Genomic DNA, 23342 nt, shown 5'->3' on the forward strand with positions numbered 1-23342 from the left:
CGTGCCTCAGGGAACGAGCAGGAGGCCGGCGAGCGCCAGCACGAGGGCCGGCGGCATCACCAGCGCGCCGAGTTTCAGGAAGCGCCAGAAGCTCACGTCGATGCCCTCGCGGCGCAGGGCGGTGAGCCATAGGATCGTGGCGAGCGAGCCCGTCACCGAGAGGTTGGGTCCGAGATCGATGCCGATCAGCACCGCTCCGGCGACGCGCTCGGGCACTCCGGCGGCCTGGACGGCGGCGCCCGCGATCAGGCCGGCGGGCAGGTTGTTGACGAGATTCGAGAGCACGGCCACCAGCGCGCCGGCGCCCCAGGCGGTCGCCTCCGGCGCGGCGCCGACGGCGGCCTTGAACCCCTCGGCGATCCGGCCGAGCAGGCCGGTCTTCTCCAGCGCCTCGACCAGGACGAACAGTCCGGCGACGAGCGGCAGCACGCTCCAGGACACGTCGCGCATCACCGTCACGAGTCCGCCGCGCCGCATCAGGAGCACGATCAGCGTCGTGGCGAGGCCCGCGGCGAAGGTCGGCAGGCCGAGATCGCGCCCGAGGGCCGAGGCGGCGATCAGCACGGCGCCCGTCGCGACGATGCCGAGCCCCGCCACGAGCCCGGTGCGGGAGAGGGGCGCGCCCTCGACCTTGGTCGCCACGCTCTGCGCGCGCAGGGTCGGGCCTTGCCTGATCCGCAGCACGGCGTAGGTGGCCGCGATGGCGAGCACCGAGGGCAGGGCGAACAGCGCCAGCCAGCGCGTCAGCGGCGGCATGGCCTCGGCGAAGACGACGAGGTTGGCCGGGTTCGAGATCGGCAGGACGAAGCTCGCCGCGTTGGCGATGAAGGCGCAGATGAAGAGGTAGGGCAGGGGATCGCGCACCTTGGCGGCCCGCGTCGCCGCGTAGACCGCGGGCGTCAGCACCACCGCGCAGGCATCGTTCGAGAGAAACACCGTCACGAGCGTGCCGACGGCGTAGACCAGGGCGAACAGCCGGGTCGCCGAGCCCCGGGCCGCGTGCACCGCGAGGCCGGCGAGCCAGTCGAACAGGCCCTCCTTCCGGGCGACCTCGGACATCAGCATCATGCCGACGAGGAAGAGGTAGACGTCGCCGCCCTTGAGCACCCCCTCCCAGGCGGCGCCGACGGGCAGGAGGCCGAGGAGGACGAGGGCGGCGGCCCCGAGCACGGCCCAGACCGCCTCCGGCCAGCCCATCGGCCGGGTGATGACGCCGAGCGTGGCCAGCGCCGCGATCCCCCAAGTCGCGAGGTGGGGAGTGAGCGCGAAGCCGCCCATCGTCGTCCGGTTCCTGTGGAGGGGTTTTCGCGAGCGTCAGCGGGTGTCGCCGACGGCTACTCGGCCGGCACCGCGAGCGGCGAAGCGGGCGTCGGCGGCTGCGCGTCGGTCGGACGGGGCTCGTAGCCGAGTGTTTCGGGCATGAACAGCAGGTAGAGGGCAAAGCCCGCCCCCGCGACCGCGGCGAGCACGAGGAAGGCCGCCGAATAGCCCACGGCGACGATGATGACGCCGGCCAGCGTCGCGCTCAGCGCCGCGCCGAGGCCCTGGGCGGTCGCCGCCGCCCCCTGCGCGACGTTGAAGCGGCCGGTGCCGCGGGTCAGGTCGGCCACGACGATCGGGAACAGCGCGCCGTAGATGCCGGCGCCGACCCCGTCGAGGCACTGCACCGCCACGAGGTAGAAGGGGTTGTCGGAGAAGGTGTAGAACACCCCGCGCAGGGCCAGCACGCCGAAGGCGGCAAGGAAGATCGGCTTGCGCCCGAAGCTGTCGGCCTTGGCGCCCACCAGCACCGCCATCGGCACCATCACGCATTGCGCGGCCACGATGCAGACCGCGATGAGCGAGGTCGCGTTGTCCTTGCCGACCACCTTCGTCAGCAACTGGCCGACGGAGGGCAGCATCGCCGCGTTGGCGAGGTGGAAGGCGGCGCAGAGCAGCGCGAACAGCATCAGGTGGCGGTTGCGCAGCAGCAGGCTCAGGCCCGAGGGCTGCTCGCAGGTCTGGTCTTCCCGGCAGTCGAGGCCGCGGGCGAGGTCGTCGTCGATCGCCTGCGCCGGCACCATCAGCATCGCGCCGATCGAGCAGGCGGCCAGGATTCCCATGAGCCAGAACACGACGATGGGGCCGAACAGGTAGGCCAGCCCGCCCGCGAGCATCGCCGAGACCGCGTTGCCGGCGTGGTTGAAGCCCTCGTTGCGGCCGATGCGCTTGGAGAACAGCTTTGGGCCGACGATGCCCAGGGTGATGCCCGTCAGCGCGGGCGCGAAGATCGAACCGGCCATGCTGGCGAGCGCCTGCGTGCCGGCGACGAGATAGAAATTCGAGATCCAGGGCAGGACGAGACAGCTCGCGGTGACGGCCAGAGCCGCGGCGATGACGACCCCGCGCTTGTTCCGGGTGCGGTCGATCAGGGCACCCGCCGGCGTCTGCGTCAGCAGGCCGGCAATGCCGGCGATCGTCATCACGAGACCGATCGTCGCCTCGTTCCAACCCTGCTCCGGACCGCGCACGGCGAGCAGGTAGATCGCGAGATAGGGCCCCAGCCCGTCGCGCACGTCGGCAAGGGTCAGGTTGAGCAGATCGAGACCGCGTCGTGCGGCCTGCGACGGCTGCCGCTCGGGATCGGAGGACGGGCGCGCTTCGACTCGCATGGCCGAAATCTCTGGGACGTGGGTCGACGGCCGTCGTCGCTCCGCCGCAAGAATACGGGCAGCCGGACGGCCACGGCGCTAAGTTGCTGCGGCAACCTTCGTTCCTGGCTCGGGCGTTCTTAATCCCGGCCCCTCGATCACGTCTGCGTGCGACGATCGCCGCCCCGTTTCCAGCGGGAGGGTCGCGTTAACCGAGAAGCGTGAGGGGAGGGAGCGTACCGTAGCGGACAAAAGGATCTTTTAGCGCCTTTCGCGGAAGAACGACCCGAGGCGAGGTGGGCGGGACGATGCGCGGAGCGGGCGTCGACGGTGAGGGAGCGGCCGATCGGCTTTGCCTGCCCGACATGCGGGCGCGCCCGGCCCGGACCTGGCTCGTCCTGGGCATCCTCGCGCCCCTCGGCATGCTGGTGCTCTCGGGCCTGATGCTGCTCGACCTGAGGCGGGACGCCTGGGACAAGGCCGAGCAGACCTCCAAGAACCTGCTTCAGGTGATCGAGCGGGACATCGCCCGCAACATCGAGATCATCGATCTTTCCCTCGGCGCGGTGATCGACAACCTCAAGGCCACGGGTGTGGTCGATCTCGATCCGGGCCTGCGCCAGCTCATCCTGTTCGATCGGGCGGCCACGGCGCGGGACATGGGCGTGATGCTCGTCGTCGATGCGAACGGCGACACGGTGATCGACTCCCGCGCCCTGCCCGCCCGCCGCATCAACAACGCCGATCGCGCCTATTTCCAGGCCCACAAGGCGCGCAGCGATCTCGGACTCACCATCAGCCCGCCGCTGGTCTCGCGTCTGCTCGACACGCCGGTGATCGTGCTGAGTCGCCGCATCGACCGACCGGACGGGTCCTTCGGCGGCATCGTCTCGGCGAGCCTCAAACTCTCCTATTTCAGCCGCCTGTTCGACCAAATCGGGCTCGGCCGGGACGGCGGGATCAACCTCTACCTGCGCGACGGCACGCGCCTGATGCGCCACCCGTCCGTGGAGGCCGATATCGGCGCCAACATCGCCGGGGCGCCGACCTTCGAACGTTTCGTGGCGCAGCGCAGCGGCAGCTTTACCGGGCTCTCGGTCCGCGACGGCGTCGAGCGCTACTACGCCTTCACGCAGGTCGGATACTTCCCGCTCGTGCTCAACGTCGCCCTCTCGGCCGCCGAGATCGAGGCGGAGTGGCGGGAGAAGGCCCTGGTGATCGGCTTCGCGGTCCTGTTCCTGTGCGGATTGACCATTCTGCTCTCGCTCCTGTTCGGGCGCGAACTCGGCCGCCGCACGGCGATGCAGGCGGAACTGGCGCGCCTCTCGCAGACCGACGCCCTCACCGGCCTGCCGAACCGGCGCCACTTCGAGGAGGCGTTTTCGCCTGCCTGGAGGACGGCCCAGCGGACGGGCCGGCCGCTGGCGCTCCTCGTGGCCGATGCCGACCACTTCAAGCGCTACAACGACGCGCACGGCCACATCGTCGGCGACGAGGTGCTGAAGGGGCTCGCCGAGGCGCTGAGAAAGAGCTTGCGCCGGCCCACCGACTTCGCAGCCCGCGTCGGCGGGGAGGAGTTCGTCGTGCTGCTGCCGGAGACAGACCGGGAGGGAGCCCTGCAACGCGCCGCGGCGATCCACGCGGCCGTGGCCGGGATCGCCGTTCCGTCGGCCGGAATTCCGGCCGGTTCGGTTACCGTCAGCATCGGCCTCGCCGTCGGGCGCGGCAGCGGGACGATGCACGATCTCTATCGAAGAGCCGACGCGGCGCTCTACGCCGCCAAGGAGGCCGGCCGCGACCGCACGATCTGTGCGCCCGTCGTCGGAGCCGTCGAGGGTGCCCCGGAGGCGTTCGGGCTGCCGACGGCGGCCGGCTCACCCGCACGATGAGGCTTGTGCCGCGCGGATGAGCCGGCCTTGGAGGACTGCGTTACGGGCAGGGATGCCGTGCGCCGTCGTTGCCGAGATACGTCCCGCTGCGCGCATCGTAGGAGCGGAAGCGGCGGGCGCAGGCGGCGACCGCTTCGGGACTCGGGCCGCCCTGCACCACGACCGGAGCGGCCTGCGCCTGCGAATTGGCGATCGCGCCGCCGAGGATGGCGCCGGCCGCCAGACCCGCCACGCCCGCGCCGACCGCGGCGCCCACGCCCGGCCCCCGGCGATAGCCGCCGCGCCAGCCCCGCCCGTAGCCGTGGCGGCCGTAATGGCGGTGCCCGTAGCGGCGGTACTGGCTGTAGCCGGTCGGCAGGTCACCCTTGACCAGAGCCTCGATCGGGCTCTGCGGAGCGGGCGCGGCGGAGGCCGGCGCGGCCGCGAGGAGGGCGGTGACGGTGGCGGCAAGCGCGAGGGTCAGCTTCATCGTGTCGTCGATTCCTTGGTGATCGCCGCCGGTCGGCGGAAGGAGTGGGGACCCGGCCGCTCGACCGGCTCCCCAAGGAACAACGCGCGACCGGCCGGTTCGCATCCGGCGACGTGAGGTCGCCGGATGCGGCGTGCGCCGCGCCTCAGTTGCGCCCGCGCACGAGCAGGCCGAGCCCGAAACCGATCAGTCCGGCCACGAGCAGCGAGGCGTGCGGCCACTCGACGGAGCGCTCATGGCCCTCCTTCAGGGTCCGGCGGCCGCGATCGTAGGCTTCTTCCGCAACGTCGTAGGCCTCGTCGGTGGCGTGGCGCACGGCGTCCTTGGCCTGACCGTAGACGGTCTCCGCGCGGCCCGCCGCCTCCCGCAGCCGGCCCGCCGCCACGTCGTCGCGCGAGCCGCTCAGGCTGCCGACCGCACCCTGCACCTTGCCGCCGAGTTCCCGCGCGGCGCCCGTGATCCTGTCGCTGTCGACCATGGCCTCGATCCTCTCTCGTCCGAAACGTGTTCTGGCGTCCGCCGCGTTCGAGAGGGCGGAGCATCGGCGCGGTCGGCCCTTCGGAGCGGACCGGCAGCGCAGCGGACCACGAACGGATCGCGGGCGAGCTTGTTCCGGGAAAGAATTGCGCAGTCCGTGCATTTCACGGGGGCGCGGTTGCAGCCTGGGGCGTGGCCGGTCTGTTTGCAGGCCGTTCAAACGCGGTTCAAGCGGCCCGCCCTACCCCTAGGATGCCGGTGCGGCGCCCCGCCGCCCGCTGTCGGGAGATCGACATGCGTGCTTCCCTGATCCCCACCCTGACCCTGCTGTTCGGCCTCGCCGCCGCGCCCGCCCTCGCCCAGGCGCCGAGCCCGGCCACCCCGCCGGCCGCGAGGCCCCCGGCCGCTGCCCCGTCGACGGCGCCCGCCGCCACCCCGGATGCGGCCAAGCCGGACGCGAAGGCGGCCCTCATCGACATCAACTCGGCCAGTGCCGAGGAGCTGAGCCAGCTCAAGGGCATCGGGGAGGCACGCTCCGCCGCCATCGTCAAGGGCCGGCCCTACCGGGGCAAGGACGAGTTGTTGCGCAAGAAGATCCTGCCCGAGTCGGTCTATGCTGAGATCAAGGACCGGATCATCGCCAAGCAGAAATAGGCGGGCCGTGCGCCGGGCGCTCCCGCGAGCGCCCGGTTGCGGAGGCGGCCTTTCCGGCCGGGCCCCACGGTGCTACCGCGGGCGCTCACGTCCGTTTGCGTGCCCCCTGCCCGACCCTTCGAAAGCGCCCGCGCGAGAATGTCCGCCGCCAGCCACCGGATCCGCCTCCATCACGGCGACCTTCCCCCCGATTTCGAGCCCGGCGCGGCGATCGCCATCGACACCGAAACCCTGGGGCTCAACCCGCACCGCGACCGGCTCTGCGTGGTGCAGGTCTCGCGCGGCGACGGCAGCGCCGACGTGGTGCAGATCCGACCCGGCGATCCGGCGCCGGAACGGCTGAAGGCGGTTCTGGCCGACGCGGGCGTCGTCAAGATCTTCCACTTCGCCCGCTTCGATCTCGCGGCGCTGTTCAACGCCTTCGGCGTGATGCCCGCGCCGGTCTACTGCACGAAGGTCGCCTCGAAGCTGGCCCGCACCTATACCGACCGGCACGGCCTGAAGGACGTGGTGCGCGAACTCGTCGGCGTCGATCTCTCCAAGCAGCAGCAATCCTCGGATTGGGGCGCGGATACGTTGAGTCAGGCGCAGATCGAGTACGCGGCCTCCGACGTGCTCCATCTCCACGCCGCCCGCGAGCGCCTCGACGCGATGCTCGCCCGCGAAGGGCGCACCGAGATCGCCGGAGCCTGCTTCGATTTCCTGCCCACCCGGGCGAAACTCGATCTCGCGGGCTGGCCGGAGGTCGATATCTTCGCTCATTCCTGACGCGAAACCCGCGACTTCGATCGGGAAACGATGCCGGCTTGCAACGGGGGCGGGAAATGTCTTTGCAGGCAGGATGATTCCGGCCGCTCTTCGTGCGGGGGCGCACGCGGGCGCCGTTGATCCCGGCCGCGAGACGAGGCCATAACTTCGCCACCGCACCGGGGCATCCGGCCGGCAGGGCGCGACCGCAGGTGCGCCGACCCCCTCAGGAACGCGATGCAGGCGGCGGACACCATCCAGACGGAGACGGATCTCCTCGCGCTCGCCGCGAACGAGAACGCGCGCCGCAGGCGGGCGCACGGGCGCGCACGCCGGCACAGCGCGCAGGTGCGGACGCTGCGCCGGGTCATTCCCGTCGTCGCCGGCCTCGCCCTGTTCGGGCTGGCCGCGATCGTGCTCTACGGCCCGCTCTCCGGCAGCATCCCCAACGTCTCGATCGGTCCGATCAGCGTCTCGGGCACCAAGGTGACGATGGAGAACCCGCGCCTGTCCGGCTTCCGCAAGGGTGAGCGCGGTTACGAGGTGATCGCCGACGCCGCGCAGCAGGACGTGCGCAAGCCGAGCATCATCGAATTGCAGGCCATGAAGGGCCACGTCGCCACCGACGACAAGGGCGGGCGCGCCTATCTGGAGGCGCGCGGCGGCGTGTTCGACTCCACCCGTGAATCGCTCAACCTCGAGAACGACATCCGCCTCTGGACCGACAAGGGCGAGGAGATCCGCCTCTCCGTCGCCACCGTCGATTTCAAGAGCGGCAGCCTGCGCTCGTCCAAGGCGGTCACCGTCACGGTCCCCGCCGGGTCGATCGTCGCCGACAGCCTCGACGTGGTCGAGAGCGGCCGGGTCGTGTCCTTCGTCGGCGGCGTGCACGCCGTGTTCCACGGCGAGGAGCCGGGGACGAAGGGGGATGCGAAGGTCGCCGCGAAGGCGGAGTCGGAGCGCATCCGCACCTCCGCGGCCGAACCGTCGGAGCAGGCCCGATGAGCGCCCATTCCGGCCTGACCCGCGGCCGCACCCTCGCGCTCGCCTTCGGCCTCGTCCTCGGCCTGATCCATCCCGGCGCCGGCGCCACGGCGCAGCAGCCGGCCAAGGACGTGGCCAAGGACGCGTCGAAGGAGAAGTCCGCGCCGCTCGGCACCGTCGGCGGCGGCAAGGGCCCGATCAAGATCGACGCCGACCGGCTCGACGTGTTCGACCGCGAGAACAAGGCGATCTTCGCCGGCAACGTCGTGGCGGTGCAGGGCGACAGCACCATCCGCTGCTCGGCGATGACGGTCCACTACAAGCGCGACAAGGACAAGGATCCGGGTAAGGACGCGGCCAAGACCGAGTCCGAGGCCTCGGACGACGCCAGGGCCAAGGCGGTCGATGCGCTCGGCGGCAACGGCATCCGCAAGGTCGAGTGCGCCGGCCCCGTCACGGTGGCCCAGAAGGATCAGGTCGCCACCGGCGACAACGCGGTGTTCGATCAGGTCGCCAAGCGTATCGTGCTGACCGGCAACGTCGTGCTCAGCCAGTGCCAGAACGTGACCCGCGGCTCGCGGCTCGTCTACGACATGGCCAGCGGCCGGGCGAACATGGACCCGGTGGCCGGCGGGCGCGTCTCGGCGATGTTCGTGCCCGGCGAGGGCGGCGACAAGGCGGCTGCCAAGGGCAGTCAGCCGAAGGGCTGTGCCGCGCCGGCGGTGGCGGCCAAGCCCGGTTCCAAGACGACCGAGAAGACGACCGAGAAGCCCTCGATCAAGACGCGGGCGCAGGCGAACTGATCGTGACGCCCTCGGGAATGCCCACGGGCGTGTCGCTCCAGGCGGGCGCCGAGCCGCCGCGCGGCCGGAAGGGCTCCTGGCTCGGTCGCGTGCTCGGCCGCAATCGGACGACCGCGCAGGCCGCCGGGAGCCTCGCCGCCGAGGGCGGCGGTCCGGGCGTCCTGCACGTGCGGGGGCTGCGCAAGAGTTACGGCGCGCGCACCGTGGTCCACGAGGCCGGCCTCACCGTCCATAACGGCGAGGCGGTCGGGCTGCTGGGCCCCAACGGCGCGGGCAAGACCACGATCTTCTACATGATCACCGGCCTCGTGCCGGCCGACCGCGGCTATATCAGCCTCGACGGCCTGGAGATCACGAACCTGCCGATGTACCAGCGCGCCCGGCTCGGCATCGGCTACCTGCCGCAGGAAGCCTCGATCTTCCGTGGGCTCTCGGTCGAGGACAACATCCGCGCCGTGCTGGAGGTGGCCGAGCCCGACCGCAAGGCCCGCGAGCGCAAGCTCGATTCGCTGCTGGAAGAGTTCGACATCGCGCGCCTGCGCAAGTCGCCCTCCATCGCCCTGTCCGGCGGTGAGCGGCGGCGCTGCGAGATCGCCCGGGCGCTCGCCTCGTCCCCGAGCTACATGCTGCTCGACGAGCCCTTCGCCGGCATCGACCCGATCGCGGTCGGCGACATCCAGGATCTCGTGAAGCACCTGAAGCAGCGCGGTATCGGCGTGCTCATCACCGACCACAACGTGCGCGAGACCCTGGGTCTGATCGACCGGGCCTATATCGCCCATTCCGGCCGCATCCTCACAGAAGGCACGCCCGAGCAGATCGTGGCGAACGAGGATGCGCGGCGGCTCTATCTCGGCGAGGATTTTCGCCTCTAGACCATCGTGCTGGATATCGTATCCGGCACGATGGTCTAGCCTCTTGTTTCGCATCGTCTTTTTCCCGAAAGCCGGCGGCCACCTTTCGGGACGATGCTCGAGGCTTCCATCGAAGCCATCCCTTCGCCTGCCTGAGCACGATTCCGGCCGTCCGCCGCCGGGTCGGGAACGCCCGCCGCGTAAAACGCGCGCCGCCGCGATCACCGCTTCTGAACCATGATGGCGGCCGCCCGATACCGCGCAAGGGATTCTTGATCCTGGCGATGGCACGGATCGGAACCGGCTCACGCGGGGCGTGTGGGCCGGCCGGGCCGCATCCGGCGACGACTCTGTGACAATGCTGCCGGCTTGCACGGATTTCGGAGCGGGTGCCACCAATCACGCTTTGACGGAAGGCTCGGCCGGGTCTACACCGGTTCTAGGAGGAAGCAAGAAGCGTGCCGATGCGGCCGGGTGGCTTGCGGCTGGCAGTTCCTTCAGGCTTGTCAGGGGTTGAGCGTCGCCATGAGTTTGATGCAGCGCCTCGAGATGCGCCAGGGTCAGGCCCTGGTGATGACGCCGCAACTGCTGCAGGCGATCAAACTGCTGCAGCTCTCGCAGCTCGATCTGGCAGCCTATGTCGATGCCGAGCTGGAGCGCAATCCGCTGCTGGAGCGCATCGAGGGCGAGGGTGCCCCCGAGCGCGAGGCGCCGGAGGCGTCGTCGGACGGTGACGCCTACGACGGCGCCGGCGAGGGCTACGAGGGCGGCGACGCGCCCGAATCCGAGGCTTGGCTCGCCTCCGAGATGACGCCGAGCCGTGGCGAGATCGAGGGCGACCTCGATACCCGCCTCGACAACGTCTTCGCCGACGAAAACCCCACCCCCCGCGATACGGGCAGCGGCGACATGCTCTCGCTGACGCCCGCGCCCTACGGCAACACCGGCGGCAGCTTCGACGGCGAGCTTCCCGATTTCGAGGCGACGCTGACCGCCGAGACCTCCTTGCGCGAGCACCTCGCGGCGCAGCTCGACCTCGCGACGCAGAACCCCACCGACCGGCTGATCGGCAGCTTCCTGATCGATGCGGTGGACGAGGCCGGCTACCTGCGCGAGGAGATCGATCTCGTGGCCGAGCGGCTCGGCGCCGCGCTCGACGACGTCGCCCGCGTGCTGAAGCTGGTCCAGACGTTCGACCCCCCGGGCGTGGCCGCGCGCGACCTCGCCGAATGCCTCGCGATCCAGCTGCGCGAGCAAGATCGCTTCGACCCGGCCATGCAGGCGCTGGTCTCGCGCCTCGACCTCGTGGCCAAGCGGGATTTTCCGGCTTTGCGGCGCCTCTGCGGCGTGGACGACGAGGATCTCGTCGAGATGCTGTCCGAGATCCGCCGCCTCGACCCGAAGCCCGGCCGGGCCTTCGGCGCCCACGCCGTCGAGGTGCTGATCCCCGACGTGTTCGTGCGCGCGGCCCCCGACGGCTCCTGGCTGGTGGAGCTGAATTCCGAGGCGCTGCCGCGGGTGCTGGTCAACCAGAGCTACTATGCCCGCGTCTCGAAGGGCGCGGTCGCCGACGGGGACAAGGCGTTCCTCTCCGAATGCCTGCAGACCGCCAACTGGCTCACCCGAAGCCTGGAGCAGCGCGCGCGCACCATCCTCAAGGTCGCCACCGAGATCGTGCGCCAGCAGGACGCCTTCTTCCTGCACGGCGTCGCCCACCTGCGGCCCCTGAACCTCAAGACCGTCGCCGAGGCGATCGGCATGCACGAATCCACCGTCTCGCGGGTGACCTCCAACAAGTCGATCGGCACGAGCCGGGGCACGCTGGAGATGAAGTACTTCTTCACCGCGGCGATCCCCGGTGCGGCGGGGGCGGCGGCCCATTCCTCCGAGGCCGTGCGCCACCGCATCAAGCAGCTCGTCGATGCGGAGGCCGCGGACGTGCTCTCCGACGACGCGCTGGTGCAGCGCCTGCGCGACGAGGGCGTCGACATCGCCCGCCGCACGGTCGCCAAGTACCGCGAATCCCTGCGCATCCCCTCGTCGATCGAGCGCCGCCGGGCGCGGATGGCCTCGGCCGCCCGCTGAGCCCCGGGATTTCCGGCGTCGGGCGGTGGGGAGGCCCTGCGCCGGCTCGCCTTCGCGTTGACTTGCCCCGCCCTCTGTCTAACTCTCGGTGTTCGGGAGAGAAAACGGAGACGTCGATGGCGGGTTTGCGGGTGACGGGGCATGGCCTCGATCTCGGTACGGCTTTGCGCGGCCGGGTCGAAGACCGCATGGCGGCGACGCTCTCGAAATATCTCGACCCGCACATGAGCGAGACCTGCACGGGCCACGTCACCCTCCGCCGCGACGGCACGGCCTACCGGACGGATTGCGTGCTTCATCTCGTGACCGGCCTGACGCTCGAAGCCTCGGGCGCGGCGCACGACGCCCATGCCAGCTTCGAGCAGACCGCGGACCGGCTCGAAAAGCGGCTGCGCCGCTACAAGCACAAGCTGAAGGACCACGCCGCATCAGGCCATAACGGCGCCGGCATCGAGGCGGCCTACGCCGTCTTCGCCGCGCCGGCCGAGGAGACCGGCGACGATCTTGAGGACGACGGAGTCGAGGCCGAGGAGGAGGGCGATCACCCGCCGGTCGTGGCCGAGAGCACCCGGACCCTGAAGCGGCAATCCGTCAGCGAGGCGGTGACCGCCCTCGACCTCACGGGCGCGCCGGTCATCGTCTTCGTTCACGCTGGCACCGGGCGCATCAACGTCGTATATCGGCGCAGTGACGGTGCGATCGGGTGGGTCGATCCTCCCGGCGACCGTGGCTGAGGCACGGCCCTCCTTCGGGCCGCCTCGGGCGGGGACAGGGCGTCCTTCATGAAATGCCGGCCGCACCCTTGCGGCCGGGGAAGGCATCCCCGAGATCTTGGAGATCTCGGAATGTCGTGAGGCGCTCTGAGCCGGGGTGTGCACTCCGGAGCCCGCGCCGGGGAACGCGGGACCGCTGGATGGAATCCCGCCGACGAGGCGTTTAGTTTTCATGCCCATGCTCGAATTCCTGAGTCCGGACTCCGTGGTCCCGTCCCTGCGCGTGCGGGACAAGAAGCACGTGCTCCAGGAACTGGCCGCCCACGCCGCCCGCCACCTCACCGGGCTGTCGGAGCGCGACATCTTCGAGACGCTGCTACAGCGCGAGCGCCTGGGATCGACGGGCATCGGCGACGGGGTGGCGATCCCTCACGGCAAGCTCGGCCAGCTCGACCGCCTGTTCGGCCTCGTCGCCCGGCTCGAGAAGCCGGTGGATTTCGATGCCCTCGACGGCCAGCCCGTCGATGTCGCCTTCCTGCTGCTCGCTCCCGAGGGCGCCGGCGCCGAACACCTGAAGGCGCTGGCCCAGGTGGCGCGGCTCCTGCGCGAGCCGGGCATGCTGGAGCGCATCCGCAGCGCCCGGGATGCCACCGCCCTCTACGCCCTGCTGGCCCACGGGCCGACGACGCAGGCGGCCTGACCATGACCGCGTACGGATTGCGCGCCGCCCTCCTCGCGGCCGCGCTCCTCACTCCCGGCAGCCTGCGGGCGCAGAGCGAGGCGGCCTGCGCCCGCGACGTGCTCGTGGCGGGGTCGATGCAGCGGCAGGCGGTCGAACAGCTCGAAGGCGGCGGCGACGACGATGCGAGCCGCTGCCGGGTCTGGCAGCGCCATGTCGAGACGATGCGCCGGATCGCGGGCGTCTACGGGCGCTGCCTGTCCGGCCCCGAACGCACCGAGCGCCTGGGTCAGGTCCAGAGCTCGGAAAAGGAATTTTCGGGTCTGCTGCGCACCCGCTGCCGCGGGATGTGAGGCGAGGGCCCGCGGCGTCGAGCGATTGTCCCGGTTGTGAGAGCCGCGCGGCTGTCCGCGCCGTTCGAATCGTGCATGATCCGCTGATCCTGCCCGCGCGCCGCGTCCGGGCCCATCCGGCCACGGAAGCTGATCGAGCGTGCCTCCCTTTCCCTTCACTGCCATCGTCGCCCAGGAGGAGATGAAGCGGGCGCTGCTGATCGCGGCGGTCGATCCGTCGATCGGCGGCGTCCTCGTCTTCGGCGACCGGGGCACCGGCAAGTCCACGGCGGTCCGGGCGCTCGCCGCCCTACTGCCGAAGATCCGCGCGGTGGCCGGCTGCCCCTATTCCTGCTCCCCCGAGGCACCCGCCGCCGATTGCCCGCATTGCGCGCGGGGGAGGGGCAAGAGCCACATGATCCCGGTGCCGGTGGTCGATCTGCCGCTCGGCGCCACCGAGGACCGGGTCGTCGGCGCCCTCGATCTGGAGCGGGCGCTGACGAAGGGCGAGAAGGCCTTCGAGCCGGGCCTGCTGGCGCGGGCCAATCGCGGCTTCCTCTACATCGACGAGGCGAACCTGCTGGAGGACCACCTCGTGGATCTCCTGCTCGATGTCGCGGCCTCGGGCGTCAACACGGTCGAGCGCGAGGGGCTGTCGCTGCGCCATCCGGCCCGCTTCGTGCTCGTCGGCAGCGGCAACCCGGAGGAGGGGGAGTTGCGCCCGCAGCTCCTCGACCGCTTCGGGCTCGCCTGCGAGGTGACGACGCCGACCGACATCGCCACGCGCATCGAGGTGGTGCGGCGGCGCGACGCCTACGAGCGCGATGCGGACGGGTTCTGCGCCGCGCAAGGAAAGGCCGAGAAGGCACTCCAGAAGACGATTCTGTCCGCCCGCGAGCGCCTGAGCGAGGTGAGCGTGCCCAATGCGGTGCTGGAGAGCGCGGCCCGGCTCTGCCTCGCGCTCGGCACCGACGGCCTGCGGGGCGAACTCACGCTGATGCGCACGGCCCGGGCGCTCGCCGCCCTCGAAGGCGCGGATGGCGTGACGGTCGCGCATCTGCGGCAGGTCGCCCCGAGTGCGCTCCGCCACCGCCTGCGCCGCAATCCGCTCGACGAATCCGGCTCCACGGCGCGCGTGGCGCGGGCCGTGGAGGAGGTTCTGGGGGCGGGCTGAGGCCGGCCCTCAATCGTCCTGGTCGATGTCCTTGTCGAGGACGAGCTTCGACTCGACGGTGGTGTCGGCCTTGAGCTGGTAGACCAGCGGGATGCCGGTCGCGATCTCCAGGCTCGCGATGGTCTTGGTGGTCATGCCGTCGAGGACCATCACCAGCGCCCGCAGGGAATTGCCGTGAGCCGCTACCAGCACGCGCTGGCCGGACATCACCCGCGGCAGGATCGACTGGATGTAGTAGGGCAGCACCCGGGCGGCGGTGTCCTTGAGGCTCTCGCCGCCGGGCGGGGGCACGTCGTAGGAGCGGCGCCACTCGTGGACCTGGGCGTCGCCCCAGCGCTCGCGGGCATCGTCCTTGTTGAGGCCCGAGAGATCGCCGTAATCGCGCTCGTTGAGCGCCTCGTTGCGGATCGTCTCCAGCCCGCTCTGGCCCATCTCCTCGAGGATCAGCGAGCAGGTGTTCTGGGCGCGGCGCAGGTTGGAGGTGAAGGCCACGTCGAACTGCGTGCCCTGGCTCTTGAGCCAGCGCCCGGCGCGGCGGGCCTCCTCGATGCCGAGGTCGGTCAGCTCCGGGTCGCGCCAGCCGGTGAACAGCTTCTTGAGGTTCCACTCGCTCTGGCCGTGCCGAGCGAGGACGAGCAGGCGCTCCATGGGATCGATCTCTCCGGAGGATGGCTGTGCGAGGCCGCCGCCTTGGCCTCGGGACACATGCGCCCGGCCTCTACCAGAGGCCTCGCCGCGCCCCAAGCCCGAGCCTGACGTTCCGCCGAATTCGTTATTCGCAGAGAAGTCTAATCCCGAAGCCCCAGCACGTCGTCCATACCGTAGAGGCCCGGCGGCTTGTCGAAGGCCCATCGCGCCGCCCGCAGGGCGCCGCGGGCGAAGATGGCCCGGTCCTCGGCGTGGTGCGAGAGCGTGATGCGCTCGGAGGGCCCGGCGAAGATCACGCTGTGATCGCCGACCACCGATCCGCCCCGCAGGGTGGCGAAGCCGATATCGCCGGGTCGGCGCGCGCCGGTATGCCCGTCGCGGGTCGAAACCCGGGTCTCGGCGAGCGCGACCCGGCGGCCCTCGGCCGCGGCCTCGCCGAGCAACAGGGCGGTGCCGGAGGGCGCATCGACCTTCATGCGGTGGTGCATCTCCAGCACCTCGATGTCGAACTCTTCGCCCAACGTCGCGGCGACCCGGCGCACGAGGCCGGCCAGCAGGTTGACGCCGAGCGACATGTTGCCCGAGCGCACGAGGCGGGCGTGGTAGCTCGCCGCCTCCAGCCGCTTCAGGTCCTCTTCGGAAAACCCCGTCGTGCCGATCACGTGGACGATGCGGGCCTGGGCGGCGAGTTCGGCGAAGGCGAGCGTCGCGGCGGGCGCGGTGAAGTCGAGCACGCCGTCGGCGGCCACGAAGAGCGGCAGCGGATCGTCCGAGACCGGCACGCCGAGTTCGCCCACCCCCGCGAGCAGCCCCGCATCCCGGCCGAGGGTCGGCGAGCCCGGACGCTCGATGGCGCCGTGCAGGGTGCACCCGTCCGCCTCCGCCACGGCGCGGATCAGCATCCGCCCCATGCGCCCCTCGGCGCCCACGACCACGAGCTTCATGTTGATCTACTTTCCGCTGCGATGGATGGCCGGCTGCAGCCGGGCGCTTGTAGCGCATTCGGCCGCCGGTGGAGCGTCCCGCGCATGACCGTCAGGCCCGGTGCGAGGCGATCAGCGGTCCGAGCACGTCCGACACGCCGCTGACGGTGATCTGCGTGCCGACGCACAGCAGAAGGAAGGCCGAGAGGCGCCCGAGCACCCGTGCCCGCACCGGTCCGATCAAGGTCACGACCCGGTCCGCCGAGCCGTAGGCGAGACGGATCAGGCCGGCGATGGCCATGGCCGCCAGGGAGGCGCCGAGGAAGAAGCCGGCCAAGTCACCCGGCTCGGAGGGGCGGTTGGCGCCCAGAGCGATGGCGACCGCGATGGTGCCGGGCCCGGTGGTGAAGGGCAGGGTGAGGGGGAAGAACGCGACCTCGGCGAGGTTTTCGCCGGCCTCCGGCTCGGCCTCGGCGTGCTTGCGGGCCTCCCGCGCCTCGGGTGCGTTGAGCAGGGTCCAGGCGAAGGCGGCCACGAACAGGCCGCCGGCGATGCGAAGGGCCGCCAGCGACACGCCGAAGAAGTTGAGGATCGGGGCGCCGGCCCACAGGGCGGCGAGCATGACGAGGGCGGCATAGAAGCCGATCCGCCGCGCCAGCTCCGCCCGCTCGGCATGCGAGCGGTCGGCGGTGATCTGCGCGAACATCAGTGCCGAGCCGACCGGATTCACGATCGAGAACAGGCTGGACAGCGCGAGCAGGAAGCTCGTCAGGACGGTCTCGAATCCGATGGATGCCAGCATGCGGGCGCGGCTCGGCAATGTCTGAAGGCGAGGCGGCTTTAGCCCGGCTGACCGGCCGGCACCAGCACCCGGGCGGGCGCCCGGCTCGGCAGGCGGCGCACCTGCCGCACCGCGACCGGCCGGTAGAGCTGCTTGGTCGCGTCGACCACGTGCAGGCCGGCAAACGGCATGGCGAGCCCGGTGCCGAACCGCTCCCAGGCCGCCGCGGTGCCGAGCCAGAAGCGGCTGCGGATCGGCGGCATGTACAGCGTCTCCGCCCAGCCCTCCGGCGAGAACAGCGTGTCGCGCATCAGCCGGGAGAGCTGCGAGCGGCTGTAGGGCTGGCCGTGCCCGAAGGGCGTCGCGTCCCGCCGCGCCCAGACGCCGGTGCGGTTGGGCACCACCAGCACGAGCCGCCCGCCCGGCGTCAGCACGCGCCACACCTCCGAGAGCAGTTCGCTCGGGCTCTCCACGGCTTCGAGCCCGTGGACGAGCACGACCCGGTCGACCGCCGCCTCCGGCAGGGGCAGCATGGTGAGGTCGGCGAGCGCGGTGACCGAGCGCCCGCTGGAAGGCCAGTTCACCACGCCCTGCGTCGCCGGCATGAAGGCCAGGGTGCGCTCGGCGATGACGTGGACGGGACCGAGATAGGGCGTGACGAAGCCGAGCCCGAGCACGCGCAGGCCCGAGACCGAGCCGAGGAAGCCGTGGATCGCCCGGCCGACGACGCGGTGCGTGACGATGCCGAGCGGGCTGGCGTAGAACGCGCGCAAGTCCGTCACGTCGAGGCGCATCGGATGGGGGGCCGGCACGGCTCAAAAGTCCTCCGCGAGGCAGATTTCCGCATCAATGGGGATCGCGGGCGCGTCCGGCAAGCGTTTCCAGCGGACGGGGCGTTCGCGCCGACGCGCATTCCGACCGTTGTCGTCCTAGATGTCGTATCGTTCCCGCCGAGCCGGGCGGGCCGCATTCTTCGCGAAAGGCTCATCGATGGCGAGCGTCAAACCCGAGATCCGTACCTTCCTGTGCCGGAGCGACAACATCGGCGTGCTGATCCGCGATCCGGCGAGCGGCGCCTGCGCGGCGATCGACGTGCCGGAGGCCGCGCCCGTCCTCGCCACCCTGGAGGCCGAGGGCTGGCAGCTCACCGACATCCTCGTGACCCACCGCCACGCCGACCATATCGAGGGCATCCCCGAGGTGGTGGAGCGCACGGGCGCGCGGGTGACGGCGCCGGAGAGGGCCCGCGAGGCTGTCCCGGGTGCCAAGCGCTACGTCGCGGAGGGCGACACCGTGACGGTCGGCGACCTCGTCGCCAAGGTCTGGGAGACGCCGGGCCACTGCGCCGACCACGTGACCTACCACTTCGCTCAGGCCGAGGTGGTCTTTGCCGGCGACACGCTGTTCACCCTCGGCTGCGGGCGCGTGATGGAGGCCGAGCCGCAGGTGCTGTGGCGCTCGCTCAAGCGCTTCCTCGACCTGCCCGACGCCACCGCCGTCTATAGCGGCCACGATTACGTGCTCTCCAACGGCCGCTTCGCGCTGGCCGCCGAGCCGGACAACCGGAATCTCAAGGACCGCGTGGCGCAGGCCGAGCGGCTCGCCGAGCAGGGCGGCTTCCTGATCCCCTCGACCATCGGCGAGGAGAAGGCGACCAACCCCTTCCTGCGCGTGGGCGAGCCGGCGCTCGCCCGGGCCGCCGGGCTCGAGCCGGGAAGCGATCCGGCGGCGGTGTTCACCGCGCTGCGGGCCTGGAAGAACCGGTTCTAGAGCGCTTTCCGACGAAGTGGACACCGGTTCGTCGAAAGAAAGCGCTGCACAACAAAGGCTCAGAGACGCGCCCCGACCCAACGTGGTCGGGCGCAGCTCTAGGGTTCGCGTCCCGGGCCGCGGCTTCATCCGCCTCGGCTCCGGGAACGGGCCGCAGCGGGGGCGGGCGACGCGGCCCGATCCCCGTGATCCGGTCGGGTTCCCGCGGCCCGTCCGATCCCGCGGCGCCCGGGCCTGGAACCGCTGTCGGGGCCGGGTCGGGACGATCATACATTTGATTATGTCACCGGCGGCGATGCGGAAGACTGTCTTCGGCGCGACGCGCGAATCATAAACACCCGGAGGTGCCGAACAGGCAGGCTGATTCTTGAGACGGGACGAGTTGCGGATGTCGTCGGACACCATGGTGGAGCATTTCCGTCACATCCTGCTCTGGCCGCTGCAACTGGTCCCGACGGGCCGGGAACCGATGGCCTGCCACTGGCAGAAGCTCGGGCCGCCCTGGCGCAACCTCGATGACAGGTTCGCCCGCGAGCCCGGGCGATTCCAGGAGCGCCACTACCGGGAATTCGTCTCCTTCCTCCCGCACGTCCAGCACTTCCTCTACGGCGAGGCCTACGAGCGCGAGGCCGGCCGGGGCTACGGCGAGTCGCCGATCCACATCGTCCGCCGCGAGGACGTGACGTCCGCCCGCGTCACGCTCGACGAGGACAGGCCGCCGATCGACCTCGATGTCGTGCACATCGACCTCTACTTCTTCCACGACCTGGACATCGCGCTGCTCTACGTCGAGCTGGCGGCGGAGGGGCTTCCGCTCGCCGTCGCGCAGGATCTCATGTTCCGCATCGGCCGCACCTACCCGTCCGGCTGGGACGAGCAGGGGCGGGCGCTCCATTGCCCGCGGCGCATGGAGTGGCTGGGTGCCGGCGGCGAGACCCTCGCGGCCTCCGATTTCGATCATCGCGAACCCTACCTCGCCGCCGTGTGCCGCGACCGCTCGGCGCGTGTCGCGGCCCACTGGGACTTCCTGATCGCGCCGATCGTCCCGCATCACTCGAAGGCCGCCGGGGCGCTCCGCTACCGGCATCTCGAGGATTACCGGATTCCGGGCATGGGCTTCTTCGCCACCCGAGATCCATCGCAGATCACGCGCACCGACTACGTCCGCCTTGGCCTCAACACCGGTCCCGACCCGTCCGAGGAGCTGCCCTATTCCGACGCCTACCTCGCGCGTTTCGAGGAGGATTACTGCCACGACCGGTTCTTCGATCCGGGGCGCGGCGTGGCCTCGGGCATGCGGCTGACCTGCAGCGGCTGGGGGCTGACCATGGTGACCGGGACGTCGAAGGCCGCGATCGACCCCGAGCGCGGGCTGCTCGGCGAGTTCCGGCACCGCTACTTCCAGCTGTTTCTCATGGCGCGCTTTCAAAAGGCCGCGCTTCTGATGATGGCCGACCGGCTGGCGGTCGCGGTGAACGCCCTCGACATCACCGATCGCCGGAGCGTGGGTCGCTTCGCGCAGGACATGCGCCTGTCGATGGAGAGCTTTCTGCGCTTCAACCACCGCTACTGGTTCCATCAGGCCTCGAACCAGACCCAGGCCAGCGAGATCTTCGGGCTGCTCACGACCAAGATCGGCACGGACCGTCTCTACGAGGATGTCCGGCAATCCCTGGGCGCCATGTCGACCTATCTCGACAGCGAGTCGCTGCGGCGCCAGTCGCGCTTCTTCCTCAAGCTCACCGTGGTGACGATCTGCTTCATGGTGGGCGCGATCACGGCGACGGTGCTGGGCATGAACGTGCTCGATTTCGCGCACGCGACCCATCTCGAAAAGCTCGTCGCCGTCATCGTCGTGTTCGTCGGGGTGCTGCTGCTCACCACCTACACGGTCGTAAAGTCGCGGCGCCTCGCCGCCTTCGTCGATGCCCTCTCGGACGAGCGCATGGCCCTGACGACGAAGGCCCAGGCGTTCCTCGACATCTGGCGCCGGGAGCAGCGCTAGGGCGGAACCGGCCACGCGGGAGACACCGAGGCCGCGCGCAAGCATCGCAGCCGGCGCATGGATGGGGTGCGGCCGACCCGTCGTTCCATTTCCATCGCCGCCTGTGCTCCGGCGGACCTTGCCTTCGGGCCGGTGCCATGGGATCGAGGCCCACGGTTTGCGCATCGCAACACGACCCGCTCGTCCGCGTATCTCGGCGAAAGGCCGGTTCCCTTGCCCACCCTCTTCCGCTTCCTTGCCACGATCGCGATCCTCGCGGGCCTCGTCTTCGCCGGGATGTTCGCCCTGGCGACCTTCGTCGAGCCGACGCCCCGGGAGATGAGCGTCAACATTCCCAGTTCGAAGCTCCAGCCGGGCGGCCGATGAGCGGGGGCGGGTCTCCGCTCCCGCCCGAGCCCCCATCCGGTCCGGCGGAGGATCCGGCGCAGGCCTTCCTCGACATGCTCGCCGCGGAGCGCGGCGCGGCCGCCAACACGCTCGCGGCCTACCGGCGCGATCTCGACGACTATCTCGGTGACCTCGCCCGGCAGGGCGTCGATCCGCTGGAGGCGGAGGCCGAGCAGGTGCGGGCCTACATCGCCTCCCTGGAGCCGCGCGGCTTGAAGGCGTCGTCGGCGGCCCGGCGGCTGTCCTGCATCCGCGGCTTCCACCGCTTCCTCTACGCGGAAGGGTTTTCGGACACCGATCCGACCGCACCGGTCGCCGCCCCGCGCCGGGCCAAGGGCCTGCCGAAGATCCTGTCCGTGGCCGAGGTCGACCGCCTGCTCGCCGTTGCCCGAGAGCGGGCCGAGGCGGCGGGCGAGAACCGGGCCGAGGCTCGCGTCGCCGCGCGGATGCTGTGCCTGCTCGAACTGCTCTACGCCACGGGTCTGCGCGTCTCCGAACTCGTCGCCCTGCCGCGCTCGGCCGCGGCCACGCGCGAGCGCTACCTCGTGGTCAAGGGCAAGGGCGGGCGCGAGCGCCTCGTGCCGCTCACCGACCTCGCCCGCGACGCGATGCGCGCCCATGCCGGCCATCTGCCCGCCGACGGGCCCTGGCTGTTCCCCGCCGAGAGCGAGAGCGGCCATCTCAGCCGGCAGGTCTTCGCCCGCGACCTGAAGGCGGTCGCCGCCGCCGCGGGCCTGCGCGCCGACCGGGTCAGCCCGCACGTCCTGCGTCACGCCTTCGCGAGCCATCTCCTCCAGAACGGTGCGGATCTGCGCATCGTGCAGGAACTGCTCGGCCACGCCGACATCTCGACGACCCAGATCTACACCCACGTCCTCGACGAGCGGCTGAAGGGCATGGTGCGCGACCTGCACCCGCTGAACGATCAGCCGGACATGATTGCGAAGGATGAAAGACAACTATAGAAACCGCCCGAACGGTATCGCCGACCGCTTTATCGGCGGACCGCGAAACGCAATTTTATTCGTTTTGCATTTGAATGCCGACCATTGCCTTTCGCATGCAAGTCGGGTCCCGGTTCGATTTGAGCGGGGTCCGGTGCGGAGGAGACGGCGCGATCTCTTGAGCCCTCCGATCCAGGATCGTCATGCGCCTCGACCTGCCCACGCTCTTCATGATGACGGTCGCCATCGTCGTCACCGTGGGCATTCTCTTCCTGCTGTCGTGGAGCCAGACCCGCCGGGAGCGCGCCCTGGCGATCTGGGGCGTCGCCCATCTGATCGGCGGCATCGCCTCGCTGATGCTGGCCCTGCGCGGCCAGATTTCGGACGCTGTGTCGATCGGTGTCGCCAACGCGCTGATGATCGCGAGCTACGGCCTGATCTGGAGCGGGGTGCGCGCCTTCGAGCGCCGTCCGCCGCTGCTCGGCTGGGCCGCGGCCGGCGGGCTGGTCTGGCTCGCGGCCTGCCTCGTGCCGCCCTTCTTCGCGTCGATCGTGGCGCGCGTCATCCTCGCCTCGGCCATCGCCGGGATCTATTGCGCCCTCGGTGCCGGGACCGTCTGGCGCGGGCGCGACGAGCCGCTGGTCTCCCGCTATCCCGCCTTGTTGCTGCTCGCGACCTATGCCGGCCTCTACTGGATGCGGATTCCGCTGGCGCTCACGGTGCCGCTGCCCAGCTCCGTCTCGATGAACTCACCCTGGTTCGCCATCCTGTGCTTTACCGGCACGCTGTTCTCGGTGGCCATCGCCTTCGTGTTCATGGCGCTGACCAAGGAGCGGGCGGAGCGTGAGCAGCGCCTTGCCGCCGAAACCGATTCCCTGACCGGCATCGCCAACCGGCGCGCCCTGGTCGATCAGGCCGAGCGGCACCTCGCCCTCGGCCCGGCGGCCCTGCTCCTGTTCGACCTCGATCACTTCAAGACGATCAACGACCGCTACGGCCACAATGTCGGCGATGCCGTGCTCTCCGCCTTCTGCCACGTCACGGTGCCGCTCCTGCCGCCCGGCGCGGTGTTCGGGCGGATGGGCGGCGAGGAATTCGCCTGCCTGCTGCCGCGGCACGACGGACGGGCGGCGGCCCGCATCGCCGAGCGGGTCCGCTCCGCCGTGGCCGGTTTCACGCATCCCGACTATCCCGATCTCAAGCTCAGGGTCAGCGTCGGCACGGCGGCCGAGAGCCAGATCGGCGGCAGCCTCGACTACCTGCTCCGCCGGGCCGACGAGGCGCTCTACCGGGCCAAGGATGCCGGGCGCGACCGCGTGATGTGCGACGACGGAGTCGCGGTGCCGACGCGCCGGATGGGACGCCAGGGGCGGGCGACCGCGCGCTGAGCCGTC

24 protein-coding genes are annotated in these 23342 nt (G+C 70.7%); 16 read left to right on the forward strand and 8 right to left on the reverse strand.

Annotated features, from left to right (window positions below; genetic code table 11):
• Positions 1–6 precede the first annotated feature (6 nt).
• Together ACPCJR_RS00300 and ACPCJR_RS00305 are read right to left on the reverse strand one after the other, a co-directional pair.
• Positions 7–1278, reverse strand: coding sequence for an arsenic transporter (locus tag ACPCJR_RS00300; RefSeq protein WP_391515088.1), 1272 nt, complete (start codon positions 1276–1278; stop codon positions 7–9).
• Positions 1279–1334: 56 nt separating this feature from the next.
• Complete coding sequence (locus ACPCJR_RS00305) at positions 1335–2651, reverse strand: MFS transporter (RefSeq protein WP_391515090.1); 1317 nt, start codon at positions 2649–2651, stop codon at positions 1335–1337.
• Positions 2652–2995: 344 nt separating this feature from the next.
• Between ACPCJR_RS00305 and ACPCJR_RS00310 the strand changes: the two genes are divergently transcribed.
• Positions 2996–4519, forward strand: coding sequence for a sensor domain-containing diguanylate cyclase (locus ACPCJR_RS00310; protein ID WP_391515155.1), 1524 nt, complete (start codon positions 2996–2998; stop codon positions 4517–4519).
• 40 nt (positions 4520–4559) lie between these two features.
• Here the strand turns inward: ACPCJR_RS00310 and ACPCJR_RS00315 are convergent, their stop codons facing one another.
• Both ACPCJR_RS00315 and ACPCJR_RS00320 read right to left on the reverse strand, forming a co-directional pair.
• Positions 4560–4988, reverse strand: coding sequence for a BA14K family protein (locus ACPCJR_RS00315; RefSeq protein ID WP_391515092.1), 429 nt, complete (start codon positions 4986–4988; stop codon positions 4560–4562).
• Positions 4989–5133: 145 nt separating this feature from the next.
• Positions 5134–5466 carry a CsbD family protein gene (locus ACPCJR_RS00320; protein ID WP_391515094.1) on the reverse strand — a complete coding sequence of 111 codons (333 nt, stop codon included), beginning with the start codon at positions 5464–5466 and terminating at the stop codon, positions 5134–5136.
• A 293-nt stretch (positions 5467–5759) separates the two neighbouring features.
• Here ACPCJR_RS00320 and ACPCJR_RS00325 point away from each other — a divergent pair, with 293 nt between their 5' ends.
• The 10 genes from ACPCJR_RS00325 to bchI all read left to right on the forward strand — a co-directional run bounded on the left by ACPCJR_RS00325 (position 5760) and on the right by bchI (position 14490).
• Entirely contained in the window at positions 5760–6119 is a 360-nt protein-coding gene (locus ACPCJR_RS00325) for a ComEA family DNA-binding protein (RefSeq protein WP_391515095.1), read from the forward strand.
• 138 nt (positions 6120–6257) lie between these two features.
• The gene (locus ACPCJR_RS00330; protein ID WP_391515097.1) at positions 6258–6887 is read left to right on the forward strand and encodes a ribonuclease D; all 630 of its coding nucleotides are present in this window, start codon (positions 6258–6260) and stop codon (positions 6885–6887) included.
• A gap of 216 nt (positions 6888–7103) precedes the next feature.
• Entirely contained in the window at positions 7104–7871 is a 768-nt protein-coding gene (locus ACPCJR_RS00335) for a lipopolysaccharide-assembly, LptC-related protein (protein WP_391515098.1), read from the forward strand.
• Positions 7868–8653 carry an LptA/OstA family protein gene (locus ACPCJR_RS00340; RefSeq protein ID WP_391515100.1) on the forward strand — a complete coding sequence of 262 codons (786 nt, stop codon included), beginning with the start codon at positions 7868–7870 and terminating at the stop codon, positions 8651–8653. Before ACPCJR_RS00335 ends, ACPCJR_RS00340 begins: the two co-directional genes overlap by 4 nt.
• A 17-nt stretch (positions 8654–8670) precedes the next feature.
• The gene (gene lptB / locus ACPCJR_RS00345; protein ID WP_391515157.1) at positions 8671–9528 is read left to right on the forward strand and encodes an LPS export ABC transporter ATP-binding protein; all 858 of its coding nucleotides are present in this window, start codon (positions 8671–8673) and stop codon (positions 9526–9528) included.
• 504 nt (positions 9529–10032) lie between these two features.
• Positions 10033–11592, forward strand: a complete 1560-nt coding sequence (rpoN, locus tag ACPCJR_RS00350) for an RNA polymerase factor sigma-54 (protein ID WP_391515102.1) — start codon at positions 10033–10035, stop codon at positions 11590–11592.
• A gap of 116 nt (positions 11593–11708) precedes the next feature.
• Positions 11709–12326, forward strand: a complete 618-nt coding sequence (gene hpf / locus ACPCJR_RS00355) for a ribosome hibernation-promoting factor, HPF/YfiA family (protein WP_391515104.1) — start codon at positions 11709–11711, stop codon at positions 12324–12326.
• A 211-nt stretch (positions 12327–12537) separates the two neighbouring features.
• Positions 12538–13005 (forward strand): PTS IIA-like nitrogen regulatory protein PtsN, encoded by a 468-nt coding sequence (gene ptsN, locus ACPCJR_RS00360; protein WP_110352719.1) that lies wholly within the window; start codon positions 12538–12540, stop codon positions 13003–13005.
• 2 nt (positions 13006–13007) lie between these two features.
• Positions 13008–13337, forward strand: a complete 330-nt coding sequence (locus ACPCJR_RS00365; RefSeq protein ID WP_391515106.1) for a hypothetical protein — start codon at positions 13008–13010, stop codon at positions 13335–13337.
• Between the two features lie 139 nt (positions 13338–13476).
• A complete protein-coding gene (gene bchI, locus ACPCJR_RS00370) occupies positions 13477–14490 on the forward strand; it encodes a magnesium chelatase ATPase subunit I (protein ID WP_391515108.1) in 1014 nt (337 codons plus the stop codon).
• A gap of 9 nt (positions 14491–14499) precedes the next feature.
• Here bchI and ACPCJR_RS00375 read toward each other — a convergent pair whose 3' ends face one another.
• The 4 genes from ACPCJR_RS00375 to ACPCJR_RS00390 form a co-directional block, all read right to left on the reverse strand.
• Positions 14500–15138, reverse strand: a complete 639-nt coding sequence (locus tag ACPCJR_RS00375; protein WP_391515110.1) for a 2,3-bisphosphoglycerate-dependent phosphoglycerate mutase — start codon at positions 15136–15138, stop codon at positions 14500–14502.
• 140 nt (positions 15139–15278) lie between these two features.
• The gene (gene dapB / locus ACPCJR_RS00380) at positions 15279–16082 is read right to left on the reverse strand and encodes a 4-hydroxy-tetrahydrodipicolinate reductase (protein WP_391515112.1); all 804 of its coding nucleotides are present in this window, start codon (positions 16080–16082) and stop codon (positions 15279–15281) included.
• A gap of 91 nt (positions 16083–16173) precedes the next feature.
• Positions 16174–16863, reverse strand: a complete 690-nt coding sequence (locus tag ACPCJR_RS00385; RefSeq protein WP_391515114.1) for a MarC family protein — start codon at positions 16861–16863, stop codon at positions 16174–16176.
• 38 nt (positions 16864–16901) lie between these two features.
• A complete protein-coding gene (locus ACPCJR_RS00390; RefSeq protein ID WP_391515159.1) occupies positions 16902–17636 on the reverse strand; it encodes a class I SAM-dependent methyltransferase in 735 nt (244 codons plus the stop codon).
• A gap of 196 nt (positions 17637–17832) precedes the next feature.
• Here ACPCJR_RS00390 and gloB point away from each other — a divergent pair, with 196 nt between their 5' ends.
• The 5 genes from gloB (at position 17833) to ACPCJR_RS00415 (ending at position 23336) form a co-directional block, all read left to right on the forward strand.
• On the forward strand, positions 17833–18612 hold the full coding sequence (gloB, locus tag ACPCJR_RS00395) for a hydroxyacylglutathione hydrolase (protein ID WP_391515116.1): 780 nt from the start codon (positions 17833–17835) through the stop codon (positions 18610–18612).
• Positions 18613–19000: 388 nt separating this feature from the next.
• Positions 19001–20617, forward strand: coding sequence for a hypothetical protein (locus ACPCJR_RS00400; protein WP_391515117.1), 1617 nt, complete (start codon positions 19001–19003; stop codon positions 20615–20617).
• 213 nt (positions 20618–20830) lie between these two features.
• Entirely contained in the window at positions 20831–20983 is a 153-nt protein-coding gene (locus ACPCJR_RS00405) for a histidine kinase (protein WP_391515119.1), read from the forward strand.
• Positions 20980–21969 carry a site-specific tyrosine recombinase XerD gene (locus ACPCJR_RS00410; protein WP_391515120.1) on the forward strand — a complete coding sequence of 330 codons (990 nt, stop codon included), beginning with the start codon at positions 20980–20982 and terminating at the stop codon, positions 21967–21969. Before ACPCJR_RS00405 ends, ACPCJR_RS00410 begins: the two co-directional genes overlap by 4 nt.
• Before the next feature lie 182 nt (positions 21970–22151).
• Positions 22152–23336 (forward strand): GGDEF domain-containing protein, encoded by a 1185-nt coding sequence (locus ACPCJR_RS00415; protein ID WP_391515121.1) that lies wholly within the window; start codon positions 22152–22154, stop codon positions 23334–23336.
• The last annotated feature ends 6 nt before the right edge of the window (positions 23337–23342 follow it).

It is taken from the genome of Methylobacterium sp. NPDC097929 (genome assembly GCF_049543375.1).
Taxonomy (GTDB): Bacteria; Pseudomonadota; Alphaproteobacteria; order Rhizobiales; family Beijerinckiaceae; genus Methylobacterium.

Bases quoted from the DNA above. Each gene is read 5' to 3' on its own strand.
- ACPCJR_RS00300 (WP_391515088.1), bottom strand. From the start codon at position 1,278: ATGGGCGGCTTCGCGCTCACTCCCCACCTCGCGACTTGGGGGATCGCG.
- ACPCJR_RS00305 (WP_391515090.1), bottom strand. From the start codon at position 2,651: ATGCGAGTCGAAGCGCGCCCGTCCTCCGATCCCGAGCGGCAGCCGTCG.
- ACPCJR_RS00310 (WP_391515155.1), top strand. From the start codon at position 2,996: ATGCGGGCGCGCCCGGCCCGGACCTGGCTCGTCCTGGGCATCCTCGCG.
- ACPCJR_RS00315 (WP_391515092.1), bottom strand. From the start codon at position 4,988: ATGAAGCTGACCCTCGCGCTTGCCGCCACCGTCACCGCCCTCCTCGCG.
- ACPCJR_RS00320 (WP_391515094.1), bottom strand. From the start codon at position 5,466: ATGGTCGACAGCGACAGGATCACGGGCGCCGCGCGGGAACTCGGCGGC.
- ACPCJR_RS00325 (WP_391515095.1), top strand. From the start codon at position 5,760: ATGCGTGCTTCCCTGATCCCCACCCTGACCCTGCTGTTCGGCCTCGCC.
- ACPCJR_RS00330 (WP_391515097.1), top strand. From the start codon at position 6,258: ATGTCCGCCGCCAGCCACCGGATCCGCCTCCATCACGGCGACCTTCCC.
- ACPCJR_RS00335 (WP_391515098.1), top strand. From the start codon at position 7,104: ATGCAGGCGGCGGACACCATCCAGACGGAGACGGATCTCCTCGCGCTC.
- ACPCJR_RS00340 (WP_391515100.1), top strand. From the start codon at position 7,868: ATGAGCGCCCATTCCGGCCTGACCCGCGGCCGCACCCTCGCGCTCGCC.
- lptB (WP_391515157.1), top strand. From the start codon at position 8,671: ATGCCCACGGGCGTGTCGCTCCAGGCGGGCGCCGAGCCGCCGCGCGGC.
- rpoN (WP_391515102.1), top strand. From the start codon at position 10,033: ATGAGTTTGATGCAGCGCCTCGAGATGCGCCAGGGTCAGGCCCTGGTG.
- hpf (WP_391515104.1), top strand. From the start codon at position 11,709: ATGGCGGGTTTGCGGGTGACGGGGCATGGCCTCGATCTCGGTACGGCT.
- ptsN (WP_110352719.1), top strand. From the start codon at position 12,538: ATGCCCATGCTCGAATTCCTGAGTCCGGACTCCGTGGTCCCGTCCCTG.
- ACPCJR_RS00365 (WP_391515106.1), top strand. From the start codon at position 13,008: ATGACCGCGTACGGATTGCGCGCCGCCCTCCTCGCGGCCGCGCTCCTC.
- ACPCJR_RS00375 (WP_391515110.1), bottom strand. From the start codon at position 15,138: ATGGAGCGCCTGCTCGTCCTCGCTCGGCACGGCCAGAGCGAGTGGAAC.
- dapB (WP_391515112.1), bottom strand. From the start codon at position 16,082: ATGAAGCTCGTGGTCGTGGGCGCCGAGGGGCGCATGGGGCGGATGCTG.
- ACPCJR_RS00385 (WP_391515114.1), bottom strand. From the start codon at position 16,863: ATGCTGGCATCCATCGGATTCGAGACCGTCCTGACGAGCTTCCTGCTC.
- ACPCJR_RS00390 (WP_391515159.1), bottom strand. From the start codon at position 17,636: ATGCGCCTCGACGTGACGGACTTGCGCGCGTTCTACGCCAGCCCGCTC.
- gloB (WP_391515116.1), top strand. From the start codon at position 17,833: ATGGCGAGCGTCAAACCCGAGATCCGTACCTTCCTGTGCCGGAGCGAC.
- ACPCJR_RS00400 (WP_391515117.1), top strand. From the start codon at position 19,001: ATGTCGTCGGACACCATGGTGGAGCATTTCCGTCACATCCTGCTCTGG.
- ACPCJR_RS00410 (WP_391515120.1), top strand. From the start codon at position 20,980: ATGAGCGGGGGCGGGTCTCCGCTCCCGCCCGAGCCCCCATCCGGTCCG.
- ACPCJR_RS00415 (WP_391515121.1), top strand. From the start codon at position 22,152: ATGCGCCTCGACCTGCCCACGCTCTTCATGATGACGGTCGCCATCGTC.